Origin of the sequence: Halorubrum sp., assembly GCF_046498025.1 — an archaeon.
Classification (GTDB): Archaea; Halobacteriota; Halobacteria; order Halobacteriales; family Haloferacaceae; genus Halorubrum.
Window position 1 is genome coordinate 57627 of sequence record NZ_JAWOBM010000017.1, and the last position, 25691, is coordinate 83317.

Genomic DNA, 25691 nt, shown 5'->3' on the forward strand with positions numbered 1-25691 from the left:
TTCCTCATATATCGGAAAAACAGCGAAGAACTAATATGCGGGAAGCACACTTTGCCAGTAAATGGCAAGTGTAACGCTCGACACCCTCCGGAAGGAGTTCGACCGAGGGACCATCGTCGCCGTCGACGACCTCGACTTGGAGATCGAAGACGGCGAGTTCGTGACCGTCGTCGGGCCGTCGGGCTGCGGAAAGACCACTACGCTGCGGATGGTTGCCGGGCTGGAAGAGCCAACGTCGGGAACGATACGCTTCGACGACGAGGACGTCACGGACATCCACGCGAAGGAGCGCCCCGTCGCGATGGTGTTCCAGAACTACGCCCTGTACCCCCACAAGACGGTGATGGAGAACATGGGGTTCGGGCTCAAGATGAGCACCGATATGACGAAAGACGAGCGTCGCGAGCGCGTGACCGACATGGCCGAGATGATGGGGATCGCGCACCTGCTCGACGACAAGCCGGACGAGCTCTCGGGCGGACAGAAACAGCGCGTCGCCCTCGGCCGCGCCATCGCCCGGGAGCCCGAGGTGTTCCTGTTCGACGAGCCGCTCTCGAACCTCGACGCGAAGCTCCGGACCGAGATGCGCGCGGAGATCCAGAAGCTCCAGAAGGAGTTCGGCGTCACGGCGATGTACGTCACCCACGATCAGGAGGAGGCGATGACGATGGGCGATCGCCTCGCGATCCTGAACGACGGAAAGCTCCAGCAGGTCGGCGCGCCGACCGAGGTGTACGAGAACCCGGTCAACGAGTTCGTCGCGGGCTTCATCGGCTCCCCCTCGATGAACTTCATCGACGTCGACGTCGAGACCGACGGGACGACCGCGGCGATCCGGAGCGAGTCGGTCGGCCTCGACCTCGAACTCAGCGCCGAGTACGTCGCGGGCCACGACGTCGAGACCGGTCCGTACACGCTCGGCGTCCGCCCGGAGAACATCAAAATCGTCGAGGGTCCGACCGGCGACGAGACGCTTATCTCGACCGTCGAGGTCGTCGAGCCGATCGGGTCCGACAACTACGTCCACCTCGACGTGAACGAGGACTTCCTCGCGCGGTCGACCCCGGACATCAAGCCCGCGGCCGGCGACGAGGTGGGCATCGTCTTCGACGAGGCGAACATTCACCTGTTCGACGCCGAGACCGGCGAGGACGTGTTCCTGAGCGACGAGGAGATCGCGGCCGCCGTGGTCTGAGACGGTTATTTACACTCGGTTGCTTTGGCGGTGAACGCTTCCGGAGCCGCGACGGCTCGGTTATGATAAGTGATCGCAGACCGTCGGTGACCACCGCCAAAGCCCTCGCGACTGCCCCTTTGAGTCCCCCCCCGCACTGCACAGCACCGCTAGAAGACGGTCACGCGGTTTCACCGCGTGAGCAAGCGAGACCTCCGGTCTCGCCCTGTTCCTGCTCGCTTCGCTGCGCGGGCTACCACTTCCATGCTCCCGCTCACTTCGTTCGCGGGACCGCAGCCTCACACCTCCCCAGCCTCGTCGGTGGTCCTCCGCGTTGCTCCGGACAACCGACTCCAGCGAGGGACCGGAGGTCCCTCTGGCAGCCGGCGCTACGCGCCGGCGACAGCGAGGCGCGAAGCGCCTCTGGCAGTCGGGCGAAGCCCGACGACCTCGCACGCGCTCCTCGCGCCCTTCGGGCGCTCAGAGGCGCGCGCCACCGCAGATCGGTTCATAAATAGCGTCACTCTCGACATGCCATCCGTCTCGCGTCGCCGTCGGCGACAACGGCTTCAAGTGTGCGCTCGTCCGACCGGAGAGTAGCAATGGAGCCGCCGAACATCGAGCGGTTGGACGAGCGCACCGTCCAGCGCATCGCGGCCGGCGAGGTCGTCGAGCGCCCGGCGAGCGTCGTCAAGGAGCTGATCGAGAACAGCCTCGACGCGGGCGCGAGCCGGGTCGCGGTCTCGGTCGAGGCCGGCGGCACCGGGGGGGTCCGCGTGCGCGACGACGGCGTGGGGATCCCGGCCGACCAGCTCGAGGCCGCGGTCGCGGAGCACGCCACCTCGAAGATCGGCGACATCGAGGACCTCGACCGCGGGGTCGGCACCCTCGGCTTCCGCGGCGAGGCGCTGTATACCGTCGGCGCGGTCTCGCGGCTCACCGTCCGGTCGCGTCCCCCGGACGCCGACGCGGGCGCCGAGATCACCGTCGAGGGCGGCGAGGTCGGCGACGTCCGGCCCGCGGGCTGTCCCGAGGGGACGACCGTCGAGGTGGCGGACCTCTTTTATAACACCCCTGCCCGCAAGAAGTTCCTCAAGCGGACGACCACCGAGTTCGACCGCGTCAACACGGTCGTCACCGGCTACGCGCTCGCGAACCCGGACGTCGCGGTCTCGCTGGAGCACGACGGCCGCGAGACGTTCGCGACCGAGGGGAACGGTGACCTCCGCTCGGCCGTGCTGGCCGTGTACGGCCGCGAGGTCGCGGAGGCGATGGTCGACGTGGAGCGGACGCCCGAGGCGGGGGGGAACAGCGACGCACCGACCGACGCTCCCGTCCGCCGCGTCACCGGCCTCGTCTCCCACCCGGAGACGACGCGCTCGACCCGCGAGTACCTCGCGACCTACGTTAACGACCGGTACGTCACCGCGAGCGCGCTCCGCGAGGCGGTGTTGGAGGCGTACGGCGGCCAGCTCGCGCCCGACCGCTACCCCTTCGCCGTGCTGTTCGTCGAGGTGCCGCCCGGCGACGTGGACGTGAACGTCCACCCCCGGAAGCTGGAGGTTCGGTTCGACGAGGAGCCCGCCGTGCGCGCCGCGGTCGCGGAGGCGGTCGAGAGCGCGCTGCTCGATCACGGGCTGATCCGCTCGACCGCGCCGCGAGGCCGGTCGGCGCCGGACCAGACGGCGATCACCCCCGAGGAGACGCCGACCGAGGCCGTCGGTGGCGCCGGCACCGACCACGAGCGCGCGGCGCTCGACGGGCGGGAGGGCGACGAGCGCGACGTCGACGGGAGCGGCACGGGGGGAGACGGCGAGCCCGCGACCGGGGCGTCCGAACTGGACCCGACCGACGAGGACGCGTGGGCGGTCGGCGACGTGGGGTCGGCCGACGCCGCCGAGCCGGACCCGTCACCGCCCGACCGCCCGTCGCCGCGGAGCTGGCAGTCGGCGCCGGACGACGCCGAGGGCGACACGGGAGCCGACGGCGGAAGCGGGGCCGCAACCGAGACCGACGCCGGAGAAGCGGACGGGCTCGACCGGTTCGGCGACTCGGGAGCCGCTGTCACCGACGACGCCGCCACCGATTCCGCCTCGGACGCCGACGTCGATTCCGGCCCCGTCACGGATTCCGGGCCCATCACGGACGACGTCGCCGGCGATCCGGACGAGCGACGAGGACCGGCGACGGAACCGACGACCGGCCCACGCTCCACCGCGACCGCCCAGCGGACGCTCGCGGGCGACACGACGGAGGCCGCGGAGCGGACCTACGACTCGCTCCCGCCGCTGCGCGTCCTCGGGCAGCTCCACGAGACCTACGTCGTCGCGGAGGCGCCGGACGGGCTCGTGCTGATCGACCAACACGCAGCCGACGAGCGGGTGAACTACGAGCGACTGCGGACCGCCTTCGCCGACGGCGTCGACGCGCAGGCGCTCGCGGAGCCGGTCCGCGTCGAGCTCACCGCGCGAGAGGCGGCGGTGTTCGACGACTTCGTCGACGACCTCGCGGCGATCGGGTTCCGCGCCGAGCTCGCGGGCGAGCGCGAGGCCGTCGTGGAGTCGGTCCCGGCGGTCTTCGACGCCGCCCTCGATCCGGACCTCCTCCGGGACGTCCTCTCCGCGTTCGTCGGCGACGCCACCGAGGGCGACGAGCCCGTGACCGACGTCGTCGACGAGCTGCTCGCGGACCTGGCGTGTTACCCCTCCGTGACCGGGAACACCTCGCTGACCGAGGGGCGGGTCGTGGACCTGCTCGACCGGCTCGACGCCTGCGAGAACCCGTACGCGTGCCCGCACGGCCGACCGGTCGTGATCCGACTCGACCGCGACGAGATCGGCTCGCGGTTCGAGCGCGACTACCCCGGGCACGCGGGTCGGCGCGCGGAGTAGGGGCGGCCGTCCGGAGGCGACGCCGACGGATCGCCGTCGACCGCAGAGAGGTACGCTTTAGGCGGGCGCCGTGGACCCGGGCGTATGGAACGCGTAGCGATCATCGGCGCGTCGATGACCCAGTTCGGCCAGCGCGACGCCTGGGTGCGCGAGCTGCTGGCCGAGGCGGGCGCGGCCGCGCTCGACGACGCCGGCATCGACGGCGACGACCTCGATCACCTGTACGTCTCGAACATGGCCAGCGGCGAGTTCGAGGGCCAGACCGGCGTCCCGAACGCGCTCGCTCACGACCTGGCGGCCACCCCGGCGTACACCGCCCGCATCGACCAGACCTCCTCGTCGGGGGGCGCGGGCGTGTACGCCGCGTGGCAGTCGGTCGCCTCCGGCGCCAGCGACCTCACCATGTTGGTCGGCGGCGAGAAGATGACCCACCGGACCACCGCGGAGGCGACCGACGTGATCGCGTCGCTCACGCACCCGGTCGAGTACAAACACGGGGTCACGCTTCCCTCCTTCGCGGGGCTCACCGCGCGGCTCTACCTCGACGAGTACGACGCGCCCCGCGAGAGCCTCGGCAAGGTCGCGGTGAAGAACCACAGGAACGGCGTGGACAACCCCCACGCCCAGTTCCAGAAGGAGGTCGACCTCGACACGGTCCTCGACTCGCCGGTCGTCGCCGACCCCCTCCGGCTGTACGACTTCTGTCCGATCACGGACGGCTCCGCGGCGCTCGTGTTCTGTCCGGAGTCGGTCGCCGAGGAGTACGTCCCCGCGGACGAGTACGCGGTCGTCTCGGGAATCGGCGGCGCGACGGACACCCACGTCGTCCACGAGCGGGCGGACCCGACGACGATGGGCGGCGTCGCCGACTCCTCCGATATCGCCTACGAGATGGCCGGTATCGGGCCGGACGACGTCGACGTGGCGGAGCTCCACGACATGTTCACCATCCTCGAGTTCCTCCAGAGCGAGGACCTCGGCTTCTTCGAGAAGGGCGAGGGGTGGAAGGCGGTCGAGGAGGGCGTCACCGACCGCGACGGGGCGCTCCCGATCAACACCTCCGGCGGGCTCAAATCGAAGGGGCACCCGCTCGGGGCCAGCGGCGTCGCACAGGTGTACGAAATATATAAGCAGGTCACCGGGACCGCCGGACCGCGACAGGTCGAGGCCGACACGGGCCTCGCCTGCAACGTCGGCGGGTTCGGGAACTGCGTGACCACCGCGATTCTGGAGGGAAGCCAATGAGCGACGAGACCGCGGAGACGACCGACGCCGGAGCAGACGACCGGGGGGACAGCGCCGAACCGATCCTCGAGGCCGCCGAGTACGCGGACGGAACGGTCACCTACCCGCCCCACACCGTGAGTCCGAACGGCGCCGAGCGCGTCGGGACGGTCGACCTCGCCGAGTACGAGGCCCGGGTCGTCACGTGGACGACGTCGACGGCGACCCCGCCGGGCGTCCGCGAGCCGAACACCCTCGCGATCGTCGAGTTCGACATGGGCGAGGGGTACGACGGGCCGGTTGTCCGCGCGCTCGGGCAGGTCGCGTCGCGCGGCGATGCGGACGACGATGCGGGCACTGACGCGCCGGGCGACGTCGACGTCGACATCGGCGACCGCGTCGAGCCCGTCTACGCCGACGACCTCAGAGAGCCGGACGCGGGGATCCGCGAGCCGGAGAGCCAGGAGTGGGACGGCTTCCGGTTCCGGCCGGTCGAGTAGTCTCGCGGTCGGCGGTCCGTCGCCGCTCTCGCCTTCTTAAGCCCGAAACCGCGCCGCGCCGCTGTCGGTCAGTTCGCCGAGCACCTCCTCGTGGGCCCCGTCGAGCGTGTAGACGTCGGGCCGGTAGCGGATCTCCTCTCTCACTCCGTGGGTCTCCCTGAGTCGACGCCGGACCCGCTCGACGTCGTCCCGGTCGAAGTAGTTGGGCGTGAACACGAGCACGGCGTGGTCCGTCTCGTCGAACGCCTCGCGGCCGGCCCGGGTCGTGACCTTCGCGTCCCAGAACCGCTCGGCCGCGACGTCCTCGACCACCGCCTCCCAGAGGTCGTTCACCGTCTCCGGCGAGCGCTCGACGAGCCACTTCCCGCTCAGGTACGTCGTCTCGAGCGCGAGCCGGTCCGCGTCGGCCACGGTCGCGGCGTCGGCCGGGAGGTCTTCGCCTCCCTCACCGACCGGCGGTAAGTCCGTCTCCGTCGTCGCCGCCGGGCGCGTCACGCCGTGTCTCGGGAAGTAGCCGTCGCGGGCGTTCCGCGGGAACCCCGTCACGTGTCTGACCCGGAGCCAGTGCCATCCCGCCTCGTCGATATCGGTCGGCGCGCGGTCGACGACCATGACGCCGCTTCGGCGTCCCGAGAGAAAACGCTCCCGCCGGGGAGGGGTGCGGCGAGCCGCGTCGAGACGTCCCGAACCGCCCTCAGATCCGCCGGAAGTCGCCGAGCCGCGTCCCGTTCAGCAGGTACGCGTCGCCCGCCGGGAGCGCGTCGGGGAGGAACGGCGCGAGGAACGACTGGCCGTCGACGTTGACCCACGTTCCCCCGGAGCGCTCGTTGAACGCCGGGAAGACGACGAGTTCGGGCGGTTCTCCGTCGACGACGGCGGCCGCCGAATCGCCGTCCTCGACGAACGCCGCCGGATCGATCCGGCCGCGGAGCCACGCGCGCTTCACGCGGGAGCCGCCGACCGAATCCTCCAGCCGCACCTGCGGGTGTTCGTGACCCATACACACCACGTCGGCGTCGAGGAGCGCCGGGTCCGGCCACGTGTGGCCGTGGCAGACGCCGACGCCGCCGGCTCCGGACCGGCCGTCCGCCCCGCCGCGAGCGCCCGCACCGATCACGCCTCCGCCGGCCCCGATCACGTCGAGGTCGGCGGCGAACGCCTCCGCGACGCCCCCGTCGTGATTCCCCTCGACGAGCGTCATCGGGACGCGGTCGGTCACGGTCCGGATCAGGGTCTCCAGCTCCTCGCGCTCCTCGCCCTCCGGCGCCGCGATGCGGTGGGCGAGGTCGCCGAGGACGACGAGCCGGTCGGCGTCGGTCACCGCCAGGATGTCGCAGAGCCGCTCGCGGCGCTCGTCCGCCCGGTCGTCGAGTTCGACGCCGCGCTCGTAGCGGAGGCCGACCTCGATGCCGGCGTGCACGTCGGCGACGAGCAGCGCGCGCTCCTCGCCGAGGTCGGCAACGGCGGCCGGCTCACCGACGACCGGCTCGACGGCGGGCGTCACGCCCGACACCATCAGATCGGCTTGAGCACCCCGTCGCCGGGCTCGTAACACTTCCCGCTCATCAGCGCGTCCTGGATCGCGTCCTCGACGGCGTCGGCGTCGACGCCGTGCTCGTCGACCACCCGGTCGACGACCGCCTCGCGGTCGGCGCCGTCGCCGTCGTCGAGCGCGGTCATGGCGTCGACGGCGGCGGCCTCGACGTCGACGGCGGCGGCCTCGACGTCGTCGTCCGGCTCGTCGGCCGCGTCCGATCCGCCGGACTCGTCGCTCGGGTCGTCCGTCTCGCCGGCGTCGTCCGTCTCGCCGGCGTCGACCGTCTCGCTGGCGTCGACGTCGAGTTCGGTGGCCGTCGCGTCCTCGGGCGTCTCCTGTAGGTCTTCGGGATCTGGCACGTCGATGTCCGCCTCGCCGGGCTCGTCGACCTCCGAGCCGGTCGCGAAGTCGGTGCCGAACTCGGACTCGATCTCCTCGCGCTCCTCGTCGTCGAGTTCGTACATCTCGTCGTCCGCGGCGTCGACCTCGGCAGAGGCCGCCGCGTCGGTAGTTCCGTCGTCGGCGTCGAGCGGCTCCTCGGGGGCGTCGAGGGCCTCGTCACCGGCCTCGAAGTCGCCGAGCCCACCCTCTTCGTCGGTCGCGGCGGTGGAATCCGCGGCCGTGTCGTCGGTCGCGGCGCTCTCGGTGGTCTCGGCCGTCTCACTCCCGTCGCTCTCGGCGGTCGCGCTCGACTCGCTCGACTCGGACTCGCCACCGGCGTCGACCGCCGCGGACGCCTGTGTCTCGGCGTCGGCGGCCGCCTGCGTCTTGGCGTCGGCGTCGCTTTCTGCCTCCACGTCGGTGGCCGCCTCGGCACCCTCCGACGGCGCCGCGGCCCCGGTCGGCGCCTCGATTGTCACTTCGGTGTCCGGGAGCGCGCCGATAGCCGCGTCGCCGCCCGCGTCGGGGGCGAGGTCGAGCGCGCGGACCTCGTCGCGGTCGCCGGCGATCAGCTCCAGCGCGTCGACGGCGAGCCGTCGGACCGCCTCGACGTACGCCGTCGAGGTGTCGTAGTGGGCGATCGCCTTCGGGATCCCCGCCGCCAGCGGTGCGGGCGCGCCGCCAGATTCGAGGGCCGCACGGAGCTCGTCGCCGCGGAGCTCCGAGTCGAGGGCCGTTTCGAAGACGGCGAGCCGGTCGAGCGTCGCCTCCGCGGCGGAGACGACCCAGCGGTCTCGGGTGTCGGCGTCGACCTCGTTGAGGCTCTCGGGGCGGACCGAGGTGAACACGCGGTCGGAGTCCTCGGGCTCGAAGGTGCGCGCCTTCCCCGTGAGCGCGACGAACGACGGCGGGTCGGCGCGTTCGAGGAACGCCTGCGCCTCGGGCTGGTACTGGCCGGCGTAGGTGACGAACGCGCCCGATGGGTCGACGACCCGCCCGCGGCGCGTCTCGTCGTTCACGCGCTCGACCTCGGTGAGCACGCCGGCGACGAACAGCCGGTTCACGCGCGCGCCGGTCGGCGTGACGACGTAGTTGGGGGCGCGCTCCTCGTCGCTCTCGGAGTACGAGAGGGAGGCGTCGTCGAACTCGGCCGCGAACACCCGGTGGGCGACCTCGCGGGCGCCCGGCCCGTCGTCGCTCATTCGCCCACCTCCGCGAGCGCGGCGCGGGCGGCGTCCGCCGGGTCGTCGTCGTCGAGCGCGAACTCGCTCGCGTCGAGGTTCGCGCCGTAGTCGTCGACGGAGAGGTTCCCCCGGACGCGGTACGCGCGGCCGACGAGCGAGTCGGCGATCGCCTCGGCGACGACGCCCTTGTCCATGGCGTCCTTCGCCGCGTCGAGGGCGTCGTCCAACCCGCCGCCGTACACCTCGGCGGTGAGCTCGTCGTCGAGGACGACGGTGACGGTGTCGGTGCCGTCGTCCAGAATCGCCTTCACGCGGAGGTCGTCCTCGCCGTCGACGTCGCCGTGGCTCCGGCACTGGCCGTTCTGGACGACGCGCCCGCACTCGGGACAGCGCTCGATGAGCCCGGAGCCGTCCCGGATCTCCAAGACGTTCCCGACGACCTCGACGTCGAACATCCCGCCGGAGGCCACCGCCTCGCCGATCGAGAGGCGCGGGGCGTCCTCGGCGACCTCGACGGGATCGGGGAGCGGGGTGACCGTCGAGAACTCGGTGAGGTTGAGCGAGGGGACCCCGCGGAACTCGCGGACGTAGACGTCCTCGATCCGGAGGTCGGCGCCCGGCTCCAACTCGGCGCGGGGCTGCCAGTCGGTGAAGGGGAGCTTCGCGGTCGCGTCGCCCACGACGCCCTCTAAGATCTCCGTCTCGCCGTCCCGTCCGGAGATCGTCTTCTCGTCGACCTCCAGCACGCGGACCTCGACGTTCCGCCCGCGGTCGCCCGCGGCGATGTCGACGAGGTTCCGGTCGCCGCCGACCTCCCGGTCCACCTCGACCGGCTCGTCGGCGATGGCGACGGTGGTGGAGTCGTTGAGGTTGAGCTCCGGCTCGCCCTCCCACTCGCGGACGCCGGCGTTGCCGATCGTCAGCGAGTCCCCGGGCTCGAAACCGAAGTCCTGCCAGGCGGTGTAGGAGATGACGCCCGTCTCGTCGGCGACCTCCCCCTCGCGGATCGTGAGGTCGTCGCCCTGATACCGGATCGTCCGCGTGCCCTGCGTGAGTACGCGGACGGTGACCGTCACGCCGTCGTGGTCGGTAGTGATCTCGCCCACGTCGACCGAGTCCGGCGTCGGCGTCGAGCCTCCGCCGCCGCCCCCGTGCTTTCGGCGGACGCTCTGTTTCGCCTCGTCGATCGGGACGCTGTACTCCAGTAGGTTCTCCAGGTCGGCTTTGACCTCCTCTTTGTCGACGCCGAGGTCGGAGGCGAGTTCCTCGGCATGGCTGTTGACGTCCATCGGAATCGCCTTCGACGCGACCGCACAAAAGGATTCACCACCGGGTGTGGTCGCGGCGCGCGGCGACGCGGCCGCTCCGCACCGCCGCCGACGGCCGGTAGTGCTAAACCGCCCCCGTCCGCAACGTGTGGCATGGACGATATCGACATCGACGCGCGCGTTACGGGGGAGCGAACCGTCATCGACGTGAGCGGGACCCGCGACGTCGCGGTCGTCGTCCGGTCCGAGGGCGGCGAGCGGATCTACCTCCCGCCGGAGGGATTCGACGAGCCACCGTCGGCGTCGCCGTACACCTCGCCGTATCAGGGCGGGAGCGGCGTCGACGGCGAAGAGAGCCCCTACGGCGGCGACTCGGGCAGCACCCGCGGCGTGACCGAGACGGCCGAGGGATTCCGGATCAGTCACCCCGGGACGGCGACCGAGTTCGACGTGTACCGCGGCGACGAGGAGTAGGTCTACGTATCCGGTCGGCCGAGCGGCGGCTTACGCTACCTCTTCGTACACCGCCAGCGTGTCCTTCGCCACGTCCAGCCACTCGCGGCGCTCGTACTGCGGCGGCTCCTCGCGGTCGAGCGCCTCGATGAGGCCGTTGACGATCGACTCCGAGTCCGTCTCGACCTCCACGAGGCAGCCGTCGGGGAGCACCTCGGCGACGCCCGAGGGCGTCGCGACCACATGCGTCCCCGCCTCCAGCGCCTCCGTGATCGTGATCCCGAACGGCTCCGCGTACGACGGGGAGACGAACGCGTCAGAGGCGGCGTAGTAGTCGCCGAGCTCCGCCTCGGGGACGTAGCCGACGAACTCGACGCGGTCCTCGATGCCGACCAACTCGGAGAACCGCTTCAGCTGCTCGGTCTGGTGGCCCGACCCGCCCACGACGAGGGTGACGTCGCGGCCGCGGAGTTTCTTCATCGCGTACAGCAGGTGGGAGATCCCCTTCTGGTCGGTGTGTCTGCCGACGAAGAACAGCATCTCGCCCTCGATGTCGAGGTCTTCGCGGACGTCTTTCCCGGAGAACTTCGGCGTCGAGAAGCCGTTGTACACGACGCGGGAGTCGGCGTCGTACAGCTCCTTGATGTCGCCGCGGACGATCTCGCTGACGGCGATGTTCGTGTCGGCGGCGTTCGCGAGCCGGCGCTCGGTCTCGATCTCCCGCTTGGGCGGGTCGATGTTGCGGTCGCTCGCAAGCGAGTGGAACGACGAGACCCAGGTGGCGTCCGACGCGCGGGCGGCCTGCCGCCCCGGCGCGTAGCCGAACCAGTCGTGGGTGTGGATCACGTCGTGGTCGGCCGCTAGCTCCGCGAACCGGTCACTGAGGCGCTCGACGCGGGCGGCGACATCGCCGTCGCCCGTCTCTACCGCTTCGAGCCCCGGCTCGTCGTCCGGGGCGAACTCCGCGGGCAACACGAGGGTGGCCTCCACTCCGAGGTCGTCGCGGAGCCCGGTGAACAGTTCGCCGACGTGGACGTCGAGCCCGCCGGTGATGTTCGGCGGGTACCCCCATCCCAGCATGAGTACGCTCGGTGGCATACCACACCGTTTCTGGACTCGACACTTAGGTATGCCCCTCGTTCGGTCGGCCGTGCGGCTCGCGGGAGCGGCGACGGGCGGAAAACGTATTCGGGGGGTCGCCGACGAGTCCGGTTCAGGCCGCCTGCACGGCGTCGCGCAGCGCGCCGGTCCGGTGGGTGATCGCCTCGGCGGCGTCCGCGAGCAGGTCGAGCGGGTCCTCGGACTCGGATTTCACCGTCAGCACCGGCTCCGTCTGGCCGCCGGACTGCTCGGGGTTCATGTCGTAGGTCGCGGCCGCGACGCCGTCCGTCTCCAGGAGGACGCCCTTCAGCACGTTCATGAACGTGTGGTCCTCGCCGGCGATCTCGATGCGGAGTTCCGTGTCGGTCTTCTCGATGACCCGCAGTTCCATACTCGTGCGGTCGGGCGAGCGGCGTTTCAAGCTTTCGTCTCCCGGATATCCGGGGATGCGGACGACCCGCATGCCACGGCAGCCTTTTTAATTCGCGTGGACGCAGTCGGCCGCGTGGAGCTCCGACGCCTCCCGACCGACGACGACGCCCTCCGCCGCTACGCGGCCGAGCTGTGGCTCCCGTATCACCGCGAGCTCGCCGACCGGGTCGACGCGCACGCGCTCGCCGACTGGCCCGACGAGCGGTTCGTCGAGCGCAACGTCGCGTTCACGCGGAACCGGCTCGAACAGGAGGGGAACCGCGGGTGGGTGGCGGTGAGGGCCTCCGCCGGCGCCGAGGCCGATCCCGCGACTGCGCCCGTCACGCACCCCGCCCTCGAACTGACGGGCCTGCTGTTGACGAGCGTCGACGAGTGTCCCGACCCGTTCGATCGCCCGGACCGGCTCGTAGTCGGTGAGATCTACGTGGAAGAACCGTACCGCGGCACCGGGCTCGCGGACCGCCTGATGGAGCGGGCGGCCGCCGACGCGCGCGAGCGGGACTGCGGCGAGCTCCGGCTCGACGTCGACGTCGACAACGAGCGAGCGATGGGGTTCTACGAGAAGCAGGGGTTCGAGCCGTATCGCGAGCAGTTGACGCGCTCGGTGGAGTGAGCGGCTGTTTATAAGCAATTCACCGCAGATCGGTCGGTGAACGCTTCCAAAGCCCCAGCCGCTCGGCTACACGTCGTTGCAGTCGCTGTGACCGAATACACCTCCAAAGCCCCAGCCGCGAGGGCTCGCGCGCCTTGCTGCGCTCCTCGCTCGCTACCGCTCGCTGTGGTGCTTACTGCGGCGTGCTTCGCCCTCGCGGCTGCCCCTTTGAGTCCCACCCCGCACCGCAACCGCACCTCACGCCTCCCCAGCCTCGTCGCTCGCTCGGGGCTCCCTTCGGTCGCCCAACGCGCTCGCGACTCCCGCGCGCGCTCCTCGCGGCCGCTTGAAAACGGCCGCTCGGAAGCACGCGCCGCCGCATTCGCACCGGCTTCTTCCGGTCTCCTCTTATAAATGGAACCGTCGCATCCGCTCTCGCTCACGGGAGTTCGAATCGGCGCCGCCGCTCCGCGGTCGATAAACGGAAAAGTCGCGTCGATGCGTCGACGGAGCGTTACTCGTCGGCGTCGACGGCCACTTCGTCGGCGTCGACGTCGACGGCGGCCTCCTCCTCGGCGGCGACCTCGCGCGGACGCGCCTCGAGGGTCAGCTTCTGGACCTCGACGCGGCGCAGCGGGTAGATCAGTTTCGCCTCGCCGTAGATCGCCGACGAGAGGTTCCCGTCGACGATGGCGTCGACGAACGCCTCGAAGGTGCGCTCCTCGGCGGCCGCGTGGACCTTGTCGATCATGACGCGGCGGATCGCCTTCTCCTGGGAGCGGTCGGCCTTCTTGGTCGTCAGCGCGACGGGCTGGACGCGGATGCGGTAGTCGTCCGTCGTCAGCACCGTGATCGACGCCTCGACCTTCGAGGCGCCGCGGCGGACGAGCGAGCGCAGGTAGTCCCGCGTGAGCTCGTACTTGATGAACTCGGTGTAGGCCGCGTCGCTGCCGACGTCGGTGATCTTGAACGTCAGCTTCGTGTTGTTCGCGCCGGAGTCGCCGGTGAGCTCGCCCAGCGTCGTCGTGATCGTGCGGCCGACGACCTGGTCGGGCTCCTCGGCGAGCGTCTCGCCGAGCTCCTGCCGGTCGAACTGTTCGGGCGCCAGTACGGTGTACCAGCGCTTCTGGTCTCTGCTCTTGGATACGGATCGTTCGCTCATGTGTTGGTGTTGGTATCGGTGTTGGTGTCGGAGGACCGTCCTCCGTCGCCGGCCGCGAGGTGGGCCCTCGCGCGCTCGACGAGTCGGTCTGCGACGCGCAGGTTCACGACGTGATCGTCCACGGTCGAGCGCAGCCCGCCGGTCGTGGGTCGCTCGACGGCGCACTCGATCGCGTCGCCGTCGACGCGAGTCGCCATCGAGTCGGTCTCGTCCGGAGCGAGCGCGGCGGCGACGAGGGCCGCGTCGGCGTGGGTCGTCCGGACGGTCGCCGTCCGGGTCGTCCCGTCGCCGCGCGTCCCATTGCCGCGCGTCTCATCGCCGGACGCCCCGACGTCGGTCCGTGGGTCGTCCCCGCTCATAGCGCCTCCCTGAGCGCGGCGAGTGCGCCCGTGATGTCGCCGTCGGCCTCGCTTCCGCGGCCGTCCGCGCCCGCGGCGACCGCGAGCCCGCCGCGCTCGGCGGTCCCCCAGCCGTCGCCGCCGAACTCGGTCGCGACCGACCGGCAGGCGTCGCCGAGCCCGAGGGGTTCGGTGGCCGCGTCGTCCGCTGCGCGGCCCCCACTGGTGGCCGCGTCGCCCGTTGCGCGGCCCCCACCAGTGGCCGCTGCGGCGAGGTGGCCGGTCAATTCGTCGACCGCGATAGCGACCGGCTCGGGCGACCGGAAGTCGCGGACGAGCCGGGCGACGGTCGGGAGGACGGCGGCCGCGTCGGCCGCAGGGTCCCCCCGCTCTGGAGAGTTCCCTCCCGCGAGGTCGACGCGGGCGACGACGCAGCCGTCGTACCGGCCGGTCGTCGCCGCGTCGAGCGCGCGGTGCGCCGCCAACCCGTGCGACCGCCACGCGTCGAGCGCGGCCGTCCGGAGGTCGTCGCTCGGGTCGGCGTCGAGCGCCAGCGCGACTCCCGTGCCGGGGGCCTCGCGGGCCAGCGCGTCGAGGACGTCGGCGTAGCCGCCGACCGTCTCGAACGGGCCGTCCGTCGCGTAGGGGCGAAGGGCGCGCTCGACCGCCGCGGTCGATCGCGCGCTGGCCCCGTCCGCGTCGGCGACGTCGACGGCGACCAGCGACGCGAGGCGTCGGTGCGCGTCGTCGTCCAGGTCGACCGGGAGCCCGAGCTCTGCGAGCGCGGCGCGCGCGGCCTCGGGGTCGCCGGAGTACGGCGTCCGGACGAGCGTCGACGCCGCGATCCCGTCCGCGAGGTCCGCGGTCGGAACGGCGACGCCGGGGCGCCGACGAACGCGCTCCGACGCCTCGGCGGCGGCGAGCGCGTCCCCCGAGCCGTCCGTCCCCGGGACGGAGCCGGCCGCGACGACGCCCGCGAGGGCGACGACGGGGTCCGGCTCGACGCCGAGCGCGCGCGATATCGCGAACGCGTCCGTGCTCGCCGGGCGTCCGGCGCCGGAAATCGCGTGCGCGCCGCGTTCGGCGCCGACCGTCACCGCGACGCCGTCGTCGGCGTCGTCGGGCACCGGATCGGCGGAGACCCGGACCTGAAACGGCGTGCCGACGGCTCGCAGCGCCCGGGCGAGCAGCCCCGCGGCTGCCAGCGCGTCGCCGTCGTCGGTCGCGACGAGCCGCGCGAACGGCGCGTCGGCGAGGACGCCGGCGAGGGCGTCGGGGGTGGGCGTGGCGGACGTCGTTTCGGTCATCGGGTGGGTGGTGCGGTCGCGGGCGGTTCGCACTGCGGTCGCGGGCGGCTCTCGCGTCGTCTGCGTGTCGCGTTGTGGTCGGTTACTCCTCGGTCCGTCTCGTCGGCGTCGTCACTCGTCGCCGACCAGCTCGGCGGCGAGCTCGTAGGTGTACGTGAACTCCTCGTCGATCTCGTCGCCGCGGTAGTAGTTCGCGAGGCGGCGGATCTTGGACTCGGTGTTCTGGAGCGCGCGCTTGTTCTGGTAGTCCTGGCCGTTCTCCTCCATGTGCTCGCGGAGACGGACGGCGCGTTTCATCAGCTTCCGGAGGTCCTCGGGGTACTCCGCGTCGGCGTCGTGCTCCTCGAGGATCTCGGTGAGCTTCTTGTCGGTCGCCAGCTTGATGTCGGGCACCGGAACGCCCTTGACGCCCTCGTCACGGAGCTTGAGGCCGATGACGCTGGGGTCGTGGCCCTGCTCCGCCAGTTCGACGACGCGGGACTCGATGTCCTCGGCGTCGACGTCGCTCCACTCCGGGTTCTCGTCCGTCGCCGGCTTGTCCGAACCGGACGAACCGCGACGGCGCGTGTGCATTCGTGCCATTGTTTGAAATTGGAACGGCACAACCACAACGTGACCACGGCTCCGCGCGGCGCGGCTGTCGGGGCTCGCGTCGAGCGAGCGGTCCGAGCGGACGGCCCGCTCGTGCGGACCGTCCCGAGCCGCGACGCCGGAGGCGTCGGTGCACTGCTACATTCCCAAGCCGCGGGCGAAAAGGCCCCGGCGCGTCGGATCTGCAGCTGTGCTGTTCCCATCCCAGACGTCGCCGCCGGGGTTCTTAAGCGTGTTCTTGTGGCTCGCGAGACGGCCGGCGCGAACCCGGTCGCCCGTCAGATAACCCACGCGCGAAACGAGGGTTATACGTGGATCCTCCGTCACCGAGCGCGTGGGAACGACACATGACTGGCCCACCTGACGACGGCCCAGCGGATCGAGTTGACGACGACTCGGCGGATCGAACCGACGACTTGGCGAATCGAGTCGACGACGACTCGACGGATCGAACCGACGACTCGACACTCCCGAACGACCGGCCGACGGAAAGCGGACGACCGGATCCCGCGCCGCCGGACTCGGCGACGTCGACGGCGGACCCCGAGCGGGACGACGATCCCGTTCCCGTCACCGACGGCGGCTTCGCCGACGAGTCGGGAGAGCCGAACGAGCCGCGGATCGCGTTCTACGGCGGCAAGTGGGCGAGCACGGTGCCGATCGCCTTCTTCATCTTCTGGGCGATCGTCCAGAGCGGGATCCTCGGCATCGGCGACACGAACGGGCTCGTGATCGGCGCGCTCGTCGGGACCATTCTCGGCATGTTCCTCGTGCGCGGGGACTGGAAGGCGTACGCCGACACCATCTTCGAGGGGATGACCCAGCGCGTCGCCGCGACCGCCATCGTGGCGTGGCTGTGGGCGGGCATGTTCGCCGAGACGCTCCAGGTCGGCGGGTTCGTCGAGGGGCTCATCTTCGCCGCCGACGCCCTGAACGTCGGCGCGGCGACGTTCCCGGCGGCCGCGTTCGTCCTCTGCGGACTGCTCGCGACCGGGATCGGGACCGGCTACGGCGCGACCGTCGCGTTCGTGACGCTCTTCTTCCCGGCCGGCGTCCTCATCGGCGCGAATCCGGTGCTGCTGTTCGCCGCGATCCTGTCGGGCGCCGTCTTCGGCGACAACCTCGCGCCCGTGAGCGACACGACGATCGTGAGCGCGGTGACGCAGGACGCCGACATCGGCGGCGTCGTCGCCTCGCGGTTCAAGTACGCGATCATCGCCGCGGTGCCCGCTTTCGCCGCGTACCTGATCATGGGCTCGGTCCTCTCGGGGGCGAGCCTGGAGGGTGCGGCCGCGCTCCGCGAGTCGGCGACGGCGCCCGGACTGGTCCACCTGATCTCGATGGGCGTCGTCATCGCGACGGCGGTCGCGGGCCGGCACATCGTCGAGGCGATCTCGTGGGGGCTCATCGTCGCGATCGCGTTCAACCTCGCGTTCGGGCTCTCGTCGATCGCCGACATCCTCGTGTTCACGACGACCGACCCCACGCCCGCGACGGCGCTCCCGTTCGTGCAGGTGGGGGAGGCCGCGGGCGTGGGCGGCAGCCTCTACGCCGGCGCGATCGGCTTCTTCCCGCTGATCGTGTTGACCCTGTTGATCGTGTCGATGGCGCAGATCATGATCCGCGGCGGCGGGTTCGAGGCCATCCTGGAGTACCTGCTCGACTCCGTCGCGACCACCGTCCGCCGCGCGGAGCTGACGATGGTCCTCGGCACGGCGACGATCAACGGCATGATCACGATCAACACGGCCGCGGAGATCGCGATCGCCCCGTACATCGCGCGGCTCGGCGAGAAGTTCAACATCAACGGCTACCGGCGCGCGAACATCTTGGACGCCAACACCTCGGCGCTCGGGTACATCTTCCCGTGGGCCGGCGGCGTCCTGGTCGGCTATCAGGTGATGGTCGGGCCCGACGGGCTCGGCGAGCAGTACGGGCCCGAGATGGTCGTCAACCCGATCGAGGTCGTGCCGTACGTGTTCCACGGCTGGTTCCTCGTGATCGTCTTCCTGCTGGCCGCGGTCACCGGCTTCGGGCGGGAGTACATTCCCGATCGGATCTCCGAAGAGGTGTCGCGCGCATGAGCCGCTTCGAGAAGTTCCTCGCGGGCTGGTCGCTCCGGAGCTCGACCCCGAGCTACGACCCCGGCGACGTGATCGAGGTGATGATCACCGGCGACGCGGACGGCGAGACGGTCGCCCGCATCGGCGACTCGACGCTCCGGATCGAGGGCGCGCCGGACGACGCCCTGAACACGCGCGTCCGGGTCGCGGTCGAGACGTGGGACGAGACGGCCCACCGCGGCACCGGGACCTACCGCGAGACGGTCGGCGAGAGCGCGTTCTGATCGCGTCGAACGAATCCGTTTTTTTGAGGTTGTGTGTCCGGTCGTGCGCCTGTGACCGACCGCTTATTTGACGATGACCCGCAACGACTCAGCCGTTCATTTATAAATAACTGACAGCGGATCGACGGTGAACACCTCCAACGCCTCAGTCGCCGGCGGCGTTGCCGCCGGCTGCCAGAGGCGCTTCGCGCCTCGCTGCCGCGAGGCAGTACGTCGTCGCAGTCTGTGGGACGGTGAACACCTCCAACGCCCCAGCCGCGAGGCGGGCGCACGCTCGTTGCGCTCCTCGGTCACTCGCGTTGCTCGCTCTCTGTGGTGCTTACGTCGTCATCAGAACGCTTTGCGTTCTGATTGGCTCACGAGAGCTCTGCTCTCGTGAACGCCTGCGCCCGCCTCGCGGCTGCCCCTTTGAGTCCCGCCCCGCCCCGCCACAACACCGCGCCTCACGCCTCCCCAGCCTCGGCGGGCGGGCCGGCGCGGGCGGAGCCGCGCCCGGCCGCCGCCTCCCTCGCGGGTTCCTCGCGGCCGCCAAAGGCGGCCGCTCGAAAGCGCGCCGCCGCGTATGGCTTTTAATTGCCACGTCGCCGGCGACGGAGCCGCCTGCGGCGGTCGGACCCGACCACCGACGGACCGGGGCGCTTTTTAAGACGACCATCGAAACGGAGAGCGTGCTATCGGTCGAGCTCCACACGCACTCCGCGCTGTCCTACGACGGGCGCGACCCGATCGACCTCCTCCTGGAGCAGGCGGCGGCGGTCGGGCTGGACGCGCTCGCCGTCACGGACCACGACGAGATCGACGCCAGTATCCAGGCGGCCGAGATGGCCCCCGACTACGGCCTCGTCGGCATCGTCGGTATGGAGGTGACCTCCGCGGCCGGTCACGTCCTCGCGTTCGGCATCGACGAGCGCGTCGAGAGCGGGCTCCCATTCGAGGAGACCCTCGACCGGATCCGCGATCAGGGCGGGATCGCGGTCGTCCCCCACCCCTTCCAGAAGTCCCGTCACGGCGTCGCCGCCCACATCACCGCCGAGCAGCTCGCGGACGCCGACGCGATCGAGGTGTACAACTCGCGGCTGTTCACGGGTCGCTCGAACCGACAGGCGGAGAAGTTCGCGATCCGGAACCGCCTCCCGATGACCGCCGGCAGCGACGCCCACATCTCGGAGATGGTCGGGCAGGCGGTGACCGAGGTCGACGCAGACGAGCGCTCGGCGGACGCGATCCTCTCCGCGATCCGCGGCGGTCGGACCAGCGTCGTCGGGAAACGGACCCCGTGGCGCGTCTCGCTCCGCCAGTTCGGCGGCGGCGCCAAGCGCCGCGCGCTCCGCGCGCTCGACGCGCTCCGCTGACCGCGATGGCGGGCTCCCCGTCAGACACCGACCTGCGCGGCGCGTCGGCCGACCGCGTCCGCGACGCCCTCTGCGACCGCGACCCCCTCCCCGGCGGGCGCGGCTTCGCCGGGCGCCTCGCCGACCCGCCCGGACGCCACGGGCCGGTCCTCGTCCGGGACGTCCTCGGGCGCCAGCCGCTGTTCGTGGAACGAGCGGCCGCCGACGCGGCGGTCCGTCACGCGCCGGCCGCCCGCGCCCCGACGGACCCGAGCGCGTGGAGCTTCGACCGCGCCGCCCTCTCCGACCCGACGCCGGTTCCGGCGGGGAGCGTCGCGTCCGCGAACGGCGTCGAACGGGTCTGGACGCTCCCCGACGAACTGCCGGCCGATCCGGAGACCGCACAGGCGGGAGTCGACGCCGCGATCGACGCCGCGCTCGGGGACCTCGGAGACGGCACCGACGGCGTCGGCGGGACCGGCCGGCTCGCGGTCGCGTTCTCCGGCGGCGTCGACTCGGGGATCGTCGCGGCCGGCGCCCCCGACGCCCCCTGCTACGTCGCCGGCTTCGAGGGGTGTCACGACGTCGCGGCCGCCCGCGAGGCGGCCGCGGCCATGGACCGGGACCTGCGCGTCGTCGAGATCACCCACGAGGAGCTCCTGCGGGCCGTTCGGGCGGTCGCCCGCGCGACGCGGCGCCGCAACCCCATGGACCTCGCTATCGCGGTGCCGCTGTACCTCGCGGCCGAGGCGGCCGCCGCCGACGGGATCGACCGGCTCGCCGTCGGGCAGGGCGCGGACGAGCTCTTCGGCGGGTACAGCAAGGTCGTCGATCCGGCGAGCGACGACCGGGTCGAGGCCGACACCGTGCGCGGAGCCCGTACGGAGACGGTGCGGACGCTCCCCGACCAGCTCGAACGCGACGTGCTCGCGCTCCGCGCCGCCGGGGTCGAGCCGGTCGCGCCGCTGCTCGACGACCGGGTCGTCGCGAGCGCGCTCGCGCTCCCGGGAGAGCTGCTCGCGATCGACGGGGAGCGGAAGGTCGCGCTCCGGCGGGCGGCGACCGGGCGAGTGCCCGAATCGGTCCGGACGGCGGACAAGAAGGCGGTCCAGTACGGGACGTACGTCTCGCGCGAGCTCGACCGCCTCGCGCGACGGGCCGGGTTCAAGCGGCGCATGGACGACCACGTCGGGCGGTATCTCGAGGAGCTGCTCGCACCCGACTGACGCCCGCGCGCTCGGTGACCGCGGCGCGCTCCCGGTCGGTCCCGCTTCCCGGTCCGGCGCCGCCGCTCCGCGATCGAGGCGCGTCGACGAAAAACGGCCCGCGAGGGCCGCTGCTGACCAAGCCGCCGTATGGAGTACCAGTCCTACGGCCGACGCCCGATCGTTCGGGCGTCCGGTGAGGAATAACGGGGACTGGTATAAAATCCGGGGAGTAGTGACAAATATGACTGCCGTAGTCGCCCTATTACTGACGATCAGGCACCGGATCGCCGGTCTCGATCCGGATGTACCGATCCACACGTCGGAGGAGGGACGAAACCGCACGAGCATCCGCCCGGCGGTCGACGCGCGGTCGATCGACCGAGCCGGTCTCTGTCCGGGCGCTCACCGGACGAGGTACGGTTCGCGTCCGGCCATGAAGCGTCCGAGGTCGCTCTCGCGCCGGAAGTCGGTCGACTGTAACTCGCGGAGCGCGTCGACGAGTCGGTCGGCGTCGCCCGCCTCCCACTCGGCGGGGTCCTTGACCGGAACGACGAGCCACCCGGAGCCGAGGAGCTCCTCGGCGTGGAGCGCGTCCATGTCGATCTCGGTCTTCCACGCCCGCGCCGTGTACTGCTCGAGCACGTGTTCGGTCGCGCGGGCGCCGACCGGGAGGAGGACGTGCGCGGCGATCGCCCGGAGCTCCGCGTCGAAGAACCGCTCCATGTCGTCGTACGACGCCGCGGTCGGCTCCCCGTCGGGCACGCACATGTGGAGGTACGAGAAGTACGTGCACTTAGTGCGGACCGGCTCGGGCTCCGCTCCCCGTCCGTCGGTCGTCGCCGCGTCTCCGCCGGTCGTCGCCGCGTCTCCGTCGGTCGTCGCGTCTCCGTCGGTCGTCGCGTCTCCGTCGGTCGCCGCGGCGGTCTCGCTCGAGGGCGCGACCGTTCCGTCCGGCGACACGCCGTCGGCCAGGCCGCCGATCAGCCCCGCCTCGGACAGCGCCGAGAGGAACGCCGCCGACCACGGCTCGCCGGTGAACGGAACCCCGTTCTCGACGCCGCCGTGGACGCCCGGGTGGTCGCCCACCACGTGGAACTCGGCGTTGGCGTCGCCGTAGCCGGGGACGAACGACCGACAGTCCGGCCGCATTCCGAAGGGGTTGCGCGTCTGGTCGGTAACGTTCTGCACGCCTCACCGTATGAGACGCCGCGGATAAATCCCGTTCGGTCTCCGTCGGTGCCGGCTCCGCGTGATCGTCTCGACGCGGTCGCGGGCGACTGCGAGCGACCGGATGCGAGGCGCACGAGGCGGAGTGGATACCGATAACTTATGGAAACGAGCGGGGTCCACACCGCCGTTGATATCCCGATCGTGACGGTCCGCCGACTATACTTCATAATAGTTAATTTATAATTTGAAAACGCACGACAGCGTCGGGGTGACCCTGCCACGGACCCCGGAAGCTATTTATATACCCCACCGTTCCAGTCAGCCGAAGACTCATGTTCGACCGCATCCGTTCGGCGGCCCTCTTCGGGATCCACCAGGCGACCATCGCGCTCGGTATCTCGCTGTTCCCGGTGGCCGTCTTCGCTCGCAACCGCCTCGGTGTCAACGTCCCCGTCGGCCGTCTCGTCGAGACCACCGGCGAGGTGTACGAGCGCACCGACGAGTAGACGACCGTTCTCGACCGTCCGTCACCGCCCGCTAGCGGCGCCGCTGCTCGCCCGACGCGGAGCGGCGATGTCGCCGCGGGAATCCCCGACTCGACGGCGACGTGCGACCCGCGTCTGTCCACACCCGATAGGCCCGTCGGAACCGGCGGGCGGTCCCCGAAGGGTTGCCTTTATCAGCGCGCCGGGCTAAGCGGGGCGTAATGCGAACACCGACTGGCGACCTCTCCGAGGGGCCGGCTGACGAGTTGGGCCGTGACCAGCCCGTCTTCGGACCCGAGCTCGGCGAGTTCGAACACAGCGAGCGCCGTGCGGCGCAGTCCGACGGCGAGGGCGAAATGAAGACCGGAACGACGACCGTCGGCGTCCAGACTCCCGACGGCGTCGTGATGGCGACCGACATGCGCGCCTCGCTCGGCGGCATGGTCTCCTCGAAGGACGTCCAGAAGGTCGAGGAGATCCACCCCCGCGGCGCCCTCACCATCGCGGGCTCCGTCTCCGCCGCCCAGAACCTCATCTCCACGCTCAAGGCCGAGACGAGCCTCTACGAGACCCGTCGCGGCAAGGACATGTCGATGGAGGCGCTGTCGACGCTCACCGGGAACCTGCTCCGGACGGGCGCGTTCTTCATCGTCCAGCCGATCCTCGGCGGCGTCGACGACGAGGGCGCCCACATCTACTCCATCGACGCCCTCGGCGGCACCACCGAGGAGGAGTACACCGTCACCGGCTCCGGCTCCCAGTACGCGCTCGGTGTCCTCGAGCAGGAGTACCACGACGAGCTCAGCATCGAGGAGGCGGAGACCATCGTCGCGAAGGCGATCCAGTCCGCGGTCGAGCGCGACCTCGCGTCCGGCAACGGGATCAACGTCGCCGTCGTCACCGAGGATGGCGTCGACATCACGCGTTACAAAGAGTTCGACGAGCTCCTGTAGTCCGGGCCCGCCGAACCCGCTCGACGATCTGGCTCTTTCTCCGTACCGCTCCCGTTACGTAGCCACCGGTCTCCGTTCGGGACGTCAGGCCCGCCGCTCGCCGGCGTTGCCCGGGGGCGACCGGATCCCGTCTCCCCAGTAGAACCACGGGCCGAAGAGGAGATAGCCGCACGACAGGAACAGCAGCGCGAACGCGAACCCCTCGCCGATCCACGGCGGGAGCGCCGCGGTGGCCACGTGACCGACCGGGGTGAGGATGACCGCCGCCTGGACGACGCCCATCACGAGCGCGTCCTGCGCGTGGAGGTCCGGATACGTGATCGTCGTCCCCATGAGCACCGCGAACGCGGCGGTGACCGCGACCAGGAGCGCGGGGTTGGTGTAGCCGGCGATCACCGCGGCCGCGAGGATCGTCGCCGCCAGCGTCGTCGGCACGCCGACGGTCTCGCGGGCGTCGCTGTCGTACGCCGTGTACAGCCCGAGACGAGCGACTGCGGCTGCGACGAACAGCGCGGCGACGCCGACGCCGACGCCGACGAAGACGGGGTCGCTCGCGAACGACGCCGCGTCGAGGACGACGACCGCAACGAGGGTCGCGGGGGCGACGCCGAAAGAGGCCACGTCGGCCAGCGAGTCGAGGTAGGGGCCGGCCTCCGTCGAGCCGCGGTGTCGGGCGACGACGCCGTCGAGTCCGTCGGCGACGGCGGCGAGCAGCACCAGTCGAGCCGCGAGTTCGAGGTCGACGGTGGCCGCGACGGCTGCGAGGAAGCCGATCGCGGCGTTCGCCACCGTCACCGCGTCCGCGAGCCCGAGCCGCTCGACGAACCGGAAACGCATACCGGATCGGTCGACGAGCCGGGTTTTAGGGCTTGTTATCTGCCGAGCGGTCGGGCCGCAGGCGACAGGTCAGGGGACGTACCAGATCCCCCGTCCGAAGTCGAGCCACTCGCCGACGACCACGTGCGGAAGCGCGATGATACAGACGAAGATGGTGTAGAACGCGACCGCCCCCGGCAGCAGCGAGGCGCCGGCGAGCGGGTTCGGGGCGATCACCCACAGCGACGTCGCGACCAGCGCGGTCACCAGCGCGCCGACGACGAGTACGCCCCACGCCATCACGACCGAGACGCCCTCGGTCCGGCTGGGTCTCGCCTCCTCGACGACCATGCTCCGGGCGGACTGCCGCAGCGAGTACCACAGGGGGAAGTAGAGCCCGATGGCGATCACCACGGGAACGAACACGAAGAAGGCGACGAGCAGCAGCGTCTCGAAGGCGTCGAGCAGCCACGACTGCGTGACGCCTCCGCCCGCCGCGAGTCCGCCGCCGAGGTGGAGGAGGACGCCGAGGCCGTAGGCCGCGCCCAGCACCGTGGTGACCGCTTCGGGGGAGCTCGCCGCCGGACCGACGAGCCGTCCGTCGAACACGGTCAGCATGTACCCGGTGAACCCGTAGAACGTCTCGGTCCACGCCACCGCCGGGACGACCATGACGGCGCCGCCGCGGACGAGCGCCGCGAGGGCGCGCTGCGGCCGCGAGACCAGGTGGTCGGTGCCGACGAGCGCGTCCATCACGTGGAGGTCACCGTGCCCGCCCTTCGCGACCGCCGTCCCGAACGCGAGCGCGAGCGCCGGCAGCGGCGCGACGACGAACAGCCCGACGAACCCGACGACGAACGCGAGGTACAGCGCCACGTACCGCGCGCCGAAGGGGAGCCCGCGCCGCCTGAGGTTCGAGAAGTGCTCGTAGCCGCCGTGCGGGAGGTTCAGCGCGACCATTCCGACCAGGTACACGAGCATCTGCGTGCGGAGCGTCGGTTCGGTACCGGTCGCGTACAAACCGGCGAACGCGACGGTGAGGACCGCCAGCGCGGCACGCGATGCGTCGACGGCAGTTCGCTCCGGTTCCCCGAAAAGTCGACGACGGGCATGGCTCACGGCTCGCGTGGACATACCCGCATGTACGGGTGCCGGCATGTTGGGCACACACCAAAATTATACAGTGTTTTAATAAGGGGCGCTCGCGCCGCCAGTATCAAACCTTAATTTGACGGCCGACGAACGG

General features: G+C 71.1%; 25 protein-coding genes. 12 read left to right on the forward strand and 13 right to left on the reverse strand.

Features of this window, described 5'->3' with window-relative positions; all coding sequences use genetic code 11:
- Positions 1-61 precede the first annotated feature (61 nt).
- The 4 genes from R6U01_RS03775 to R6U01_RS03790 all read left to right on the forward strand — a co-directional run bounded on the left by R6U01_RS03775 (position 62) and on the right by R6U01_RS03790 (position 5789).
- Positions 62-1195: an ABC transporter ATP-binding protein gene (locus tag R6U01_RS03775; protein ID WP_410285127.1), complete on the forward strand. Its 1134-nt coding sequence runs from the start codon at positions 62-64 to the stop codon at positions 1193-1195.
- Positions 1196-1776: 581 nt separating this feature from the next.
- A complete protein-coding gene (gene mutL / locus R6U01_RS03780; protein ID WP_410285128.1) occupies positions 1777-4065 on the forward strand; it encodes a DNA mismatch repair endonuclease MutL in 2289 nt (762 codons plus the stop codon).
- 84 nt (positions 4066-4149) lie between these two features.
- A complete protein-coding gene (locus R6U01_RS03785) occupies positions 4150-5310 on the forward strand; it encodes a thiolase C-terminal domain-containing protein (protein ID WP_410285129.1) in 1161 nt (386 codons plus the stop codon).
- Entirely contained in the window at positions 5307-5789 is a 483-nt protein-coding gene (locus tag R6U01_RS03790; protein ID WP_410285130.1) for a hypothetical protein, read from the forward strand. Before R6U01_RS03785 ends, R6U01_RS03790 begins: the two co-directional genes overlap by 4 nt.
- A 36-nt stretch (positions 5790-5825) precedes the next feature.
- Here the strand turns inward: R6U01_RS03790 and R6U01_RS03795 are convergent, their stop codons facing one another.
- The 4 genes from R6U01_RS03795 to R6U01_RS03810 form a co-directional block, all read right to left on the reverse strand.
- Positions 5826-6401, reverse strand: a complete 576-nt coding sequence (locus tag R6U01_RS03795) for a putative phosphothreonine lyase domain-containg protein (RefSeq protein ID WP_410285131.1) — start codon at positions 6399-6401, stop codon at positions 5826-5828.
- 82 nt (positions 6402-6483) lie between these two features.
- Entirely contained in the window at positions 6484-7305 is an 822-nt protein-coding gene (locus R6U01_RS03800) for a metallophosphoesterase (RefSeq protein ID WP_410285132.1), read from the reverse strand.
- Entirely contained in the window at positions 7305-8909 is a 1605-nt protein-coding gene (locus R6U01_RS03805) for a hypothetical protein (RefSeq protein WP_410285133.1), read from the reverse strand. The genes R6U01_RS03800 and R6U01_RS03805 overlap by 1 nt, the downstream gene beginning before the upstream one ends.
- On the reverse strand, positions 8906-10180 hold the full coding sequence (locus R6U01_RS03810) for a Single-stranded DNA binding protein (protein WP_410285134.1): 1275 nt from the start codon (positions 10178-10180) through the stop codon (positions 8906-8908). Before R6U01_RS03810 ends, R6U01_RS03805 begins: the two co-directional genes overlap by 4 nt.
- A gap of 132 nt (positions 10181-10312) precedes the next feature.
- Between R6U01_RS03810 and R6U01_RS03815 the strand changes: the two genes are divergently transcribed.
- The gene (locus R6U01_RS03815) at positions 10313-10633 is read left to right on the forward strand and encodes a hypothetical protein (protein WP_410285135.1); all 321 of its coding nucleotides are present in this window, start codon (positions 10313-10315) and stop codon (positions 10631-10633) included.
- 30 nt (positions 10634-10663) lie between these two features.
- Here the strand turns inward: R6U01_RS03815 and R6U01_RS03820 are convergent, their stop codons facing one another.
- The gene (locus R6U01_RS03820; protein ID WP_410285278.1) at positions 10664-11692 is read right to left on the reverse strand and encodes a glycosyltransferase family 4 protein; all 1029 of its coding nucleotides are present in this window, start codon (positions 11690-11692) and stop codon (positions 10664-10666) included.
- Between the two features lie 133 nt (positions 11693-11825).
- Complete coding sequence (locus R6U01_RS03825; RefSeq protein ID WP_410285136.1) at positions 11826-12104, reverse strand: DNA-directed RNA polymerase subunit L; 279 nt, start codon at positions 12102-12104, stop codon at positions 11826-11828.
- 114 nt (positions 12105-12218) lie between these two features.
- On the opposite strand from R6U01_RS03825, the gene R6U01_RS03830 reads away from it, so the two are divergent.
- Complete coding sequence (locus R6U01_RS03830; protein ID WP_410285137.1) at positions 12219-12758, forward strand: GNAT family N-acetyltransferase; 540 nt, start codon at positions 12219-12221, stop codon at positions 12756-12758.
- Positions 12759-13251: 493 nt separating this feature from the next.
- On the opposite strand, the gene R6U01_RS03835 is transcribed toward R6U01_RS03830, so the two are convergent.
- The 4 genes from R6U01_RS03835 to R6U01_RS03850 form a co-directional block, all read right to left on the reverse strand.
- Entirely contained in the window at positions 13252-13899 is a 648-nt protein-coding gene (locus tag R6U01_RS03835) for a 30S ribosomal protein S3ae (protein ID WP_410285138.1), read from the reverse strand.
- The gene (locus R6U01_RS03840; RefSeq protein WP_410285139.1) at positions 13896-14258 is read right to left on the reverse strand and encodes a KEOPS complex subunit Pcc1; all 363 of its coding nucleotides are present in this window, start codon (positions 14256-14258) and stop codon (positions 13896-13898) included. Before R6U01_RS03840 ends, R6U01_RS03835 begins: the two co-directional genes overlap by 4 nt.
- Complete coding sequence (locus R6U01_RS03845; protein WP_410285140.1) at positions 14255-15544, reverse strand: exonuclease RecJ; 1290 nt, start codon at positions 15542-15544, stop codon at positions 14255-14257. The genes R6U01_RS03840 and R6U01_RS03845 overlap by 4 nt, the downstream gene beginning before the upstream one ends.
- A 111-nt stretch (positions 15545-15655) precedes the next feature.
- Positions 15656-16126 carry a 30S ribosomal protein S15 gene (locus R6U01_RS03850; RefSeq protein ID WP_410285141.1) on the reverse strand — a complete coding sequence of 157 codons (471 nt, stop codon included), beginning with the start codon at positions 16124-16126 and terminating at the stop codon, positions 15656-15658.
- A gap of 356 nt (positions 16127-16482) precedes the next feature.
- Here R6U01_RS03850 and R6U01_RS03855 point away from each other — a divergent pair, with 356 nt between their 5' ends.
- The 4 genes from R6U01_RS03855 to R6U01_RS03870 all read left to right on the forward strand — a co-directional run bounded on the left by R6U01_RS03855 (position 16483) and on the right by R6U01_RS03870 (position 21039).
- Positions 16483-18219, forward strand: coding sequence for a Na+/H+ antiporter NhaC family protein (locus tag R6U01_RS03855; RefSeq protein ID WP_410285142.1), 1737 nt, complete (start codon positions 16483-16485; stop codon positions 18217-18219).
- Positions 18216-18482 (forward strand): hypothetical protein, encoded by a 267-nt coding sequence (locus tag R6U01_RS03860; protein WP_410285143.1) that lies wholly within the window; start codon positions 18216-18218, stop codon positions 18480-18482. Before R6U01_RS03855 ends, R6U01_RS03860 begins: the two co-directional genes overlap by 4 nt.
- Positions 18483-19150: 668 nt before the next feature.
- Positions 19151-19834, forward strand: coding sequence for a PHP domain-containing protein (locus tag R6U01_RS03865; RefSeq protein ID WP_410285144.1), 684 nt, complete (start codon positions 19151-19153; stop codon positions 19832-19834).
- Between the two features lie 5 nt (positions 19835-19839).
- Positions 19840-21039 carry an asparagine synthase C-terminal domain-containing protein gene (locus R6U01_RS03870; RefSeq protein ID WP_410285145.1) on the forward strand — a complete coding sequence of 400 codons (1200 nt, stop codon included), beginning with the start codon at positions 19840-19842 and terminating at the stop codon, positions 21037-21039.
- A gap of 384 nt (positions 21040-21423) precedes the next feature.
- Here the strand turns inward: R6U01_RS03870 and R6U01_RS03875 are convergent, their stop codons facing one another.
- A complete protein-coding gene (locus R6U01_RS03875) occupies positions 21424-22209 on the reverse strand; it encodes a uracil-DNA glycosylase family protein (protein WP_410285146.1) in 786 nt (261 codons plus the stop codon).
- A gap of 314 nt (positions 22210-22523) precedes the next feature.
- Here R6U01_RS03875 and R6U01_RS03880 point away from each other — a divergent pair, with 314 nt between their 5' ends.
- Positions 22524-22697, forward strand: a complete 174-nt coding sequence (locus R6U01_RS03880) for a hypothetical protein (RefSeq protein ID WP_410285147.1) — start codon at positions 22524-22526, stop codon at positions 22695-22697.
- A gap of 200 nt (positions 22698-22897) precedes the next feature.
- Positions 22898-23629, forward strand: a complete 732-nt coding sequence (psmB, locus tag R6U01_RS03885; protein WP_410285148.1) for an archaeal proteasome endopeptidase complex subunit beta — start codon at positions 22898-22900, stop codon at positions 23627-23629.
- Between the two features lie 84 nt (positions 23630-23713).
- Here the strand turns inward: psmB and R6U01_RS03890 are convergent, their stop codons facing one another.
- Positions 23714-24466, reverse strand: a complete 753-nt coding sequence (locus R6U01_RS03890) for a protein sorting system archaetidylserine synthase (RefSeq protein ID WP_410285149.1) — start codon at positions 24464-24466, stop codon at positions 23714-23716.
- A gap of 69 nt (positions 24467-24535) precedes the next feature.
- A complete protein-coding gene (locus R6U01_RS03895) occupies positions 24536-25579 on the reverse strand; it encodes a Brp/Blh family beta-carotene 15,15'-dioxygenase (RefSeq protein ID WP_410285150.1) in 1044 nt (347 codons plus the stop codon).
- Positions 25580-25691: the final 112 nt, after the last annotated feature.

What these genes read in the sequence shown, in the direction of transcription:
- R6U01_RS03795 (WP_410285131.1), bottom strand. Translation starts at nt 6,401, where the DNA reads ATGGTCGTCGACCGCGCGCCGACCGATATCGACGAGGCGGGATGGCAC.
- R6U01_RS03855 (WP_410285142.1), top strand. Translation starts at nt 16,483, where the DNA reads ATGACTGGCCCACCTGACGACGGCCCAGCGGATCGAGTTGACGACGAC.
- R6U01_RS03840 (WP_410285139.1), bottom strand. Translation starts at nt 14,258, where the DNA reads ATGAGCGGGGACGACCCACGGACCGACGTCGGGGCGTCCGGCGATGAG.
- R6U01_RS03835 (WP_410285138.1), bottom strand. Translation starts at nt 13,899, where the DNA reads ATGAGCGAACGATCCGTATCCAAGAGCAGAGACCAGAAGCGCTGGTAC.
- mutL (WP_410285128.1), top strand. Translation starts at nt 1,777, where the DNA reads ATGGAGCCGCCGAACATCGAGCGGTTGGACGAGCGCACCGTCCAGCGC.
- R6U01_RS03895 (WP_410285150.1), bottom strand. Translation starts at nt 25,579, where the DNA reads ATGTCCACGCGAGCCGTGAGCCATGCCCGTCGTCGACTTTTCGGGGAA.
- R6U01_RS03815 (WP_410285135.1), top strand. Translation starts at nt 10,313, where the DNA reads ATGGACGATATCGACATCGACGCGCGCGTTACGGGGGAGCGAACCGTC.
- R6U01_RS03860 (WP_410285143.1), top strand. Translation starts at nt 18,216, where the DNA reads ATGAGCCGCTTCGAGAAGTTCCTCGCGGGCTGGTCGCTCCGGAGCTCG.
- R6U01_RS03820 (WP_410285278.1), bottom strand. Translation starts at nt 11,692, where the DNA reads ATGCTGGGATGGGGGTACCCGCCGAACATCACCGGCGGGCTCGACGTC.
- R6U01_RS03870 (WP_410285145.1), top strand. Translation starts at nt 19,840, where the DNA reads ATGGCGGGCTCCCCGTCAGACACCGACCTGCGCGGCGCGTCGGCCGAC.
- R6U01_RS03850 (WP_410285141.1), bottom strand. Translation starts at nt 16,126, where the DNA reads ATGGCACGAATGCACACGCGCCGTCGCGGTTCGTCCGGTTCGGACAAG.
- R6U01_RS03805 (WP_410285133.1), bottom strand. Translation starts at nt 8,909, where the DNA reads ATGAGCGACGACGGGCCGGGCGCCCGCGAGGTCGCCCACCGGGTGTTC.
- psmB (WP_410285148.1), top strand. Translation starts at nt 22,898, where the DNA reads ATGCGAACACCGACTGGCGACCTCTCCGAGGGGCCGGCTGACGAGTTG.
- R6U01_RS03785 (WP_410285129.1), top strand. Translation starts at nt 4,150, where the DNA reads ATGGAACGCGTAGCGATCATCGGCGCGTCGATGACCCAGTTCGGCCAG.
- R6U01_RS03790 (WP_410285130.1), top strand. Translation starts at nt 5,307, where the DNA reads ATGAGCGACGAGACCGCGGAGACGACCGACGCCGGAGCAGACGACCGG.
- R6U01_RS03825 (WP_410285136.1), bottom strand. Translation starts at nt 12,104, where the DNA reads ATGGAACTGCGGGTCATCGAGAAGACCGACACGGAACTCCGCATCGAG.
- R6U01_RS03880 (WP_410285147.1), top strand. Translation starts at nt 22,524, where the DNA reads ATGTTCGACCGCATCCGTTCGGCGGCCCTCTTCGGGATCCACCAGGCG.
- R6U01_RS03800 (WP_410285132.1), bottom strand. Translation starts at nt 7,305, where the DNA reads ATGGTGTCGGGCGTGACGCCCGCCGTCGAGCCGGTCGTCGGTGAGCCG.
- R6U01_RS03775 (WP_410285127.1), top strand. Translation starts at nt 62, where the DNA reads ATGGCAAGTGTAACGCTCGACACCCTCCGGAAGGAGTTCGACCGAGGG.
- R6U01_RS03845 (WP_410285140.1), bottom strand. Translation starts at nt 15,544, where the DNA reads ATGACCGAAACGACGTCCGCCACGCCCACCCCCGACGCCCTCGCCGGC.
- R6U01_RS03810 (WP_410285134.1), bottom strand. Translation starts at nt 10,180, where the DNA reads ATGGACGTCAACAGCCATGCCGAGGAACTCGCCTCCGACCTCGGCGTC.
- R6U01_RS03890 (WP_410285149.1), bottom strand. Translation starts at nt 24,466, where the DNA reads ATGCGTTTCCGGTTCGTCGAGCGGCTCGGGCTCGCGGACGCGGTGACG.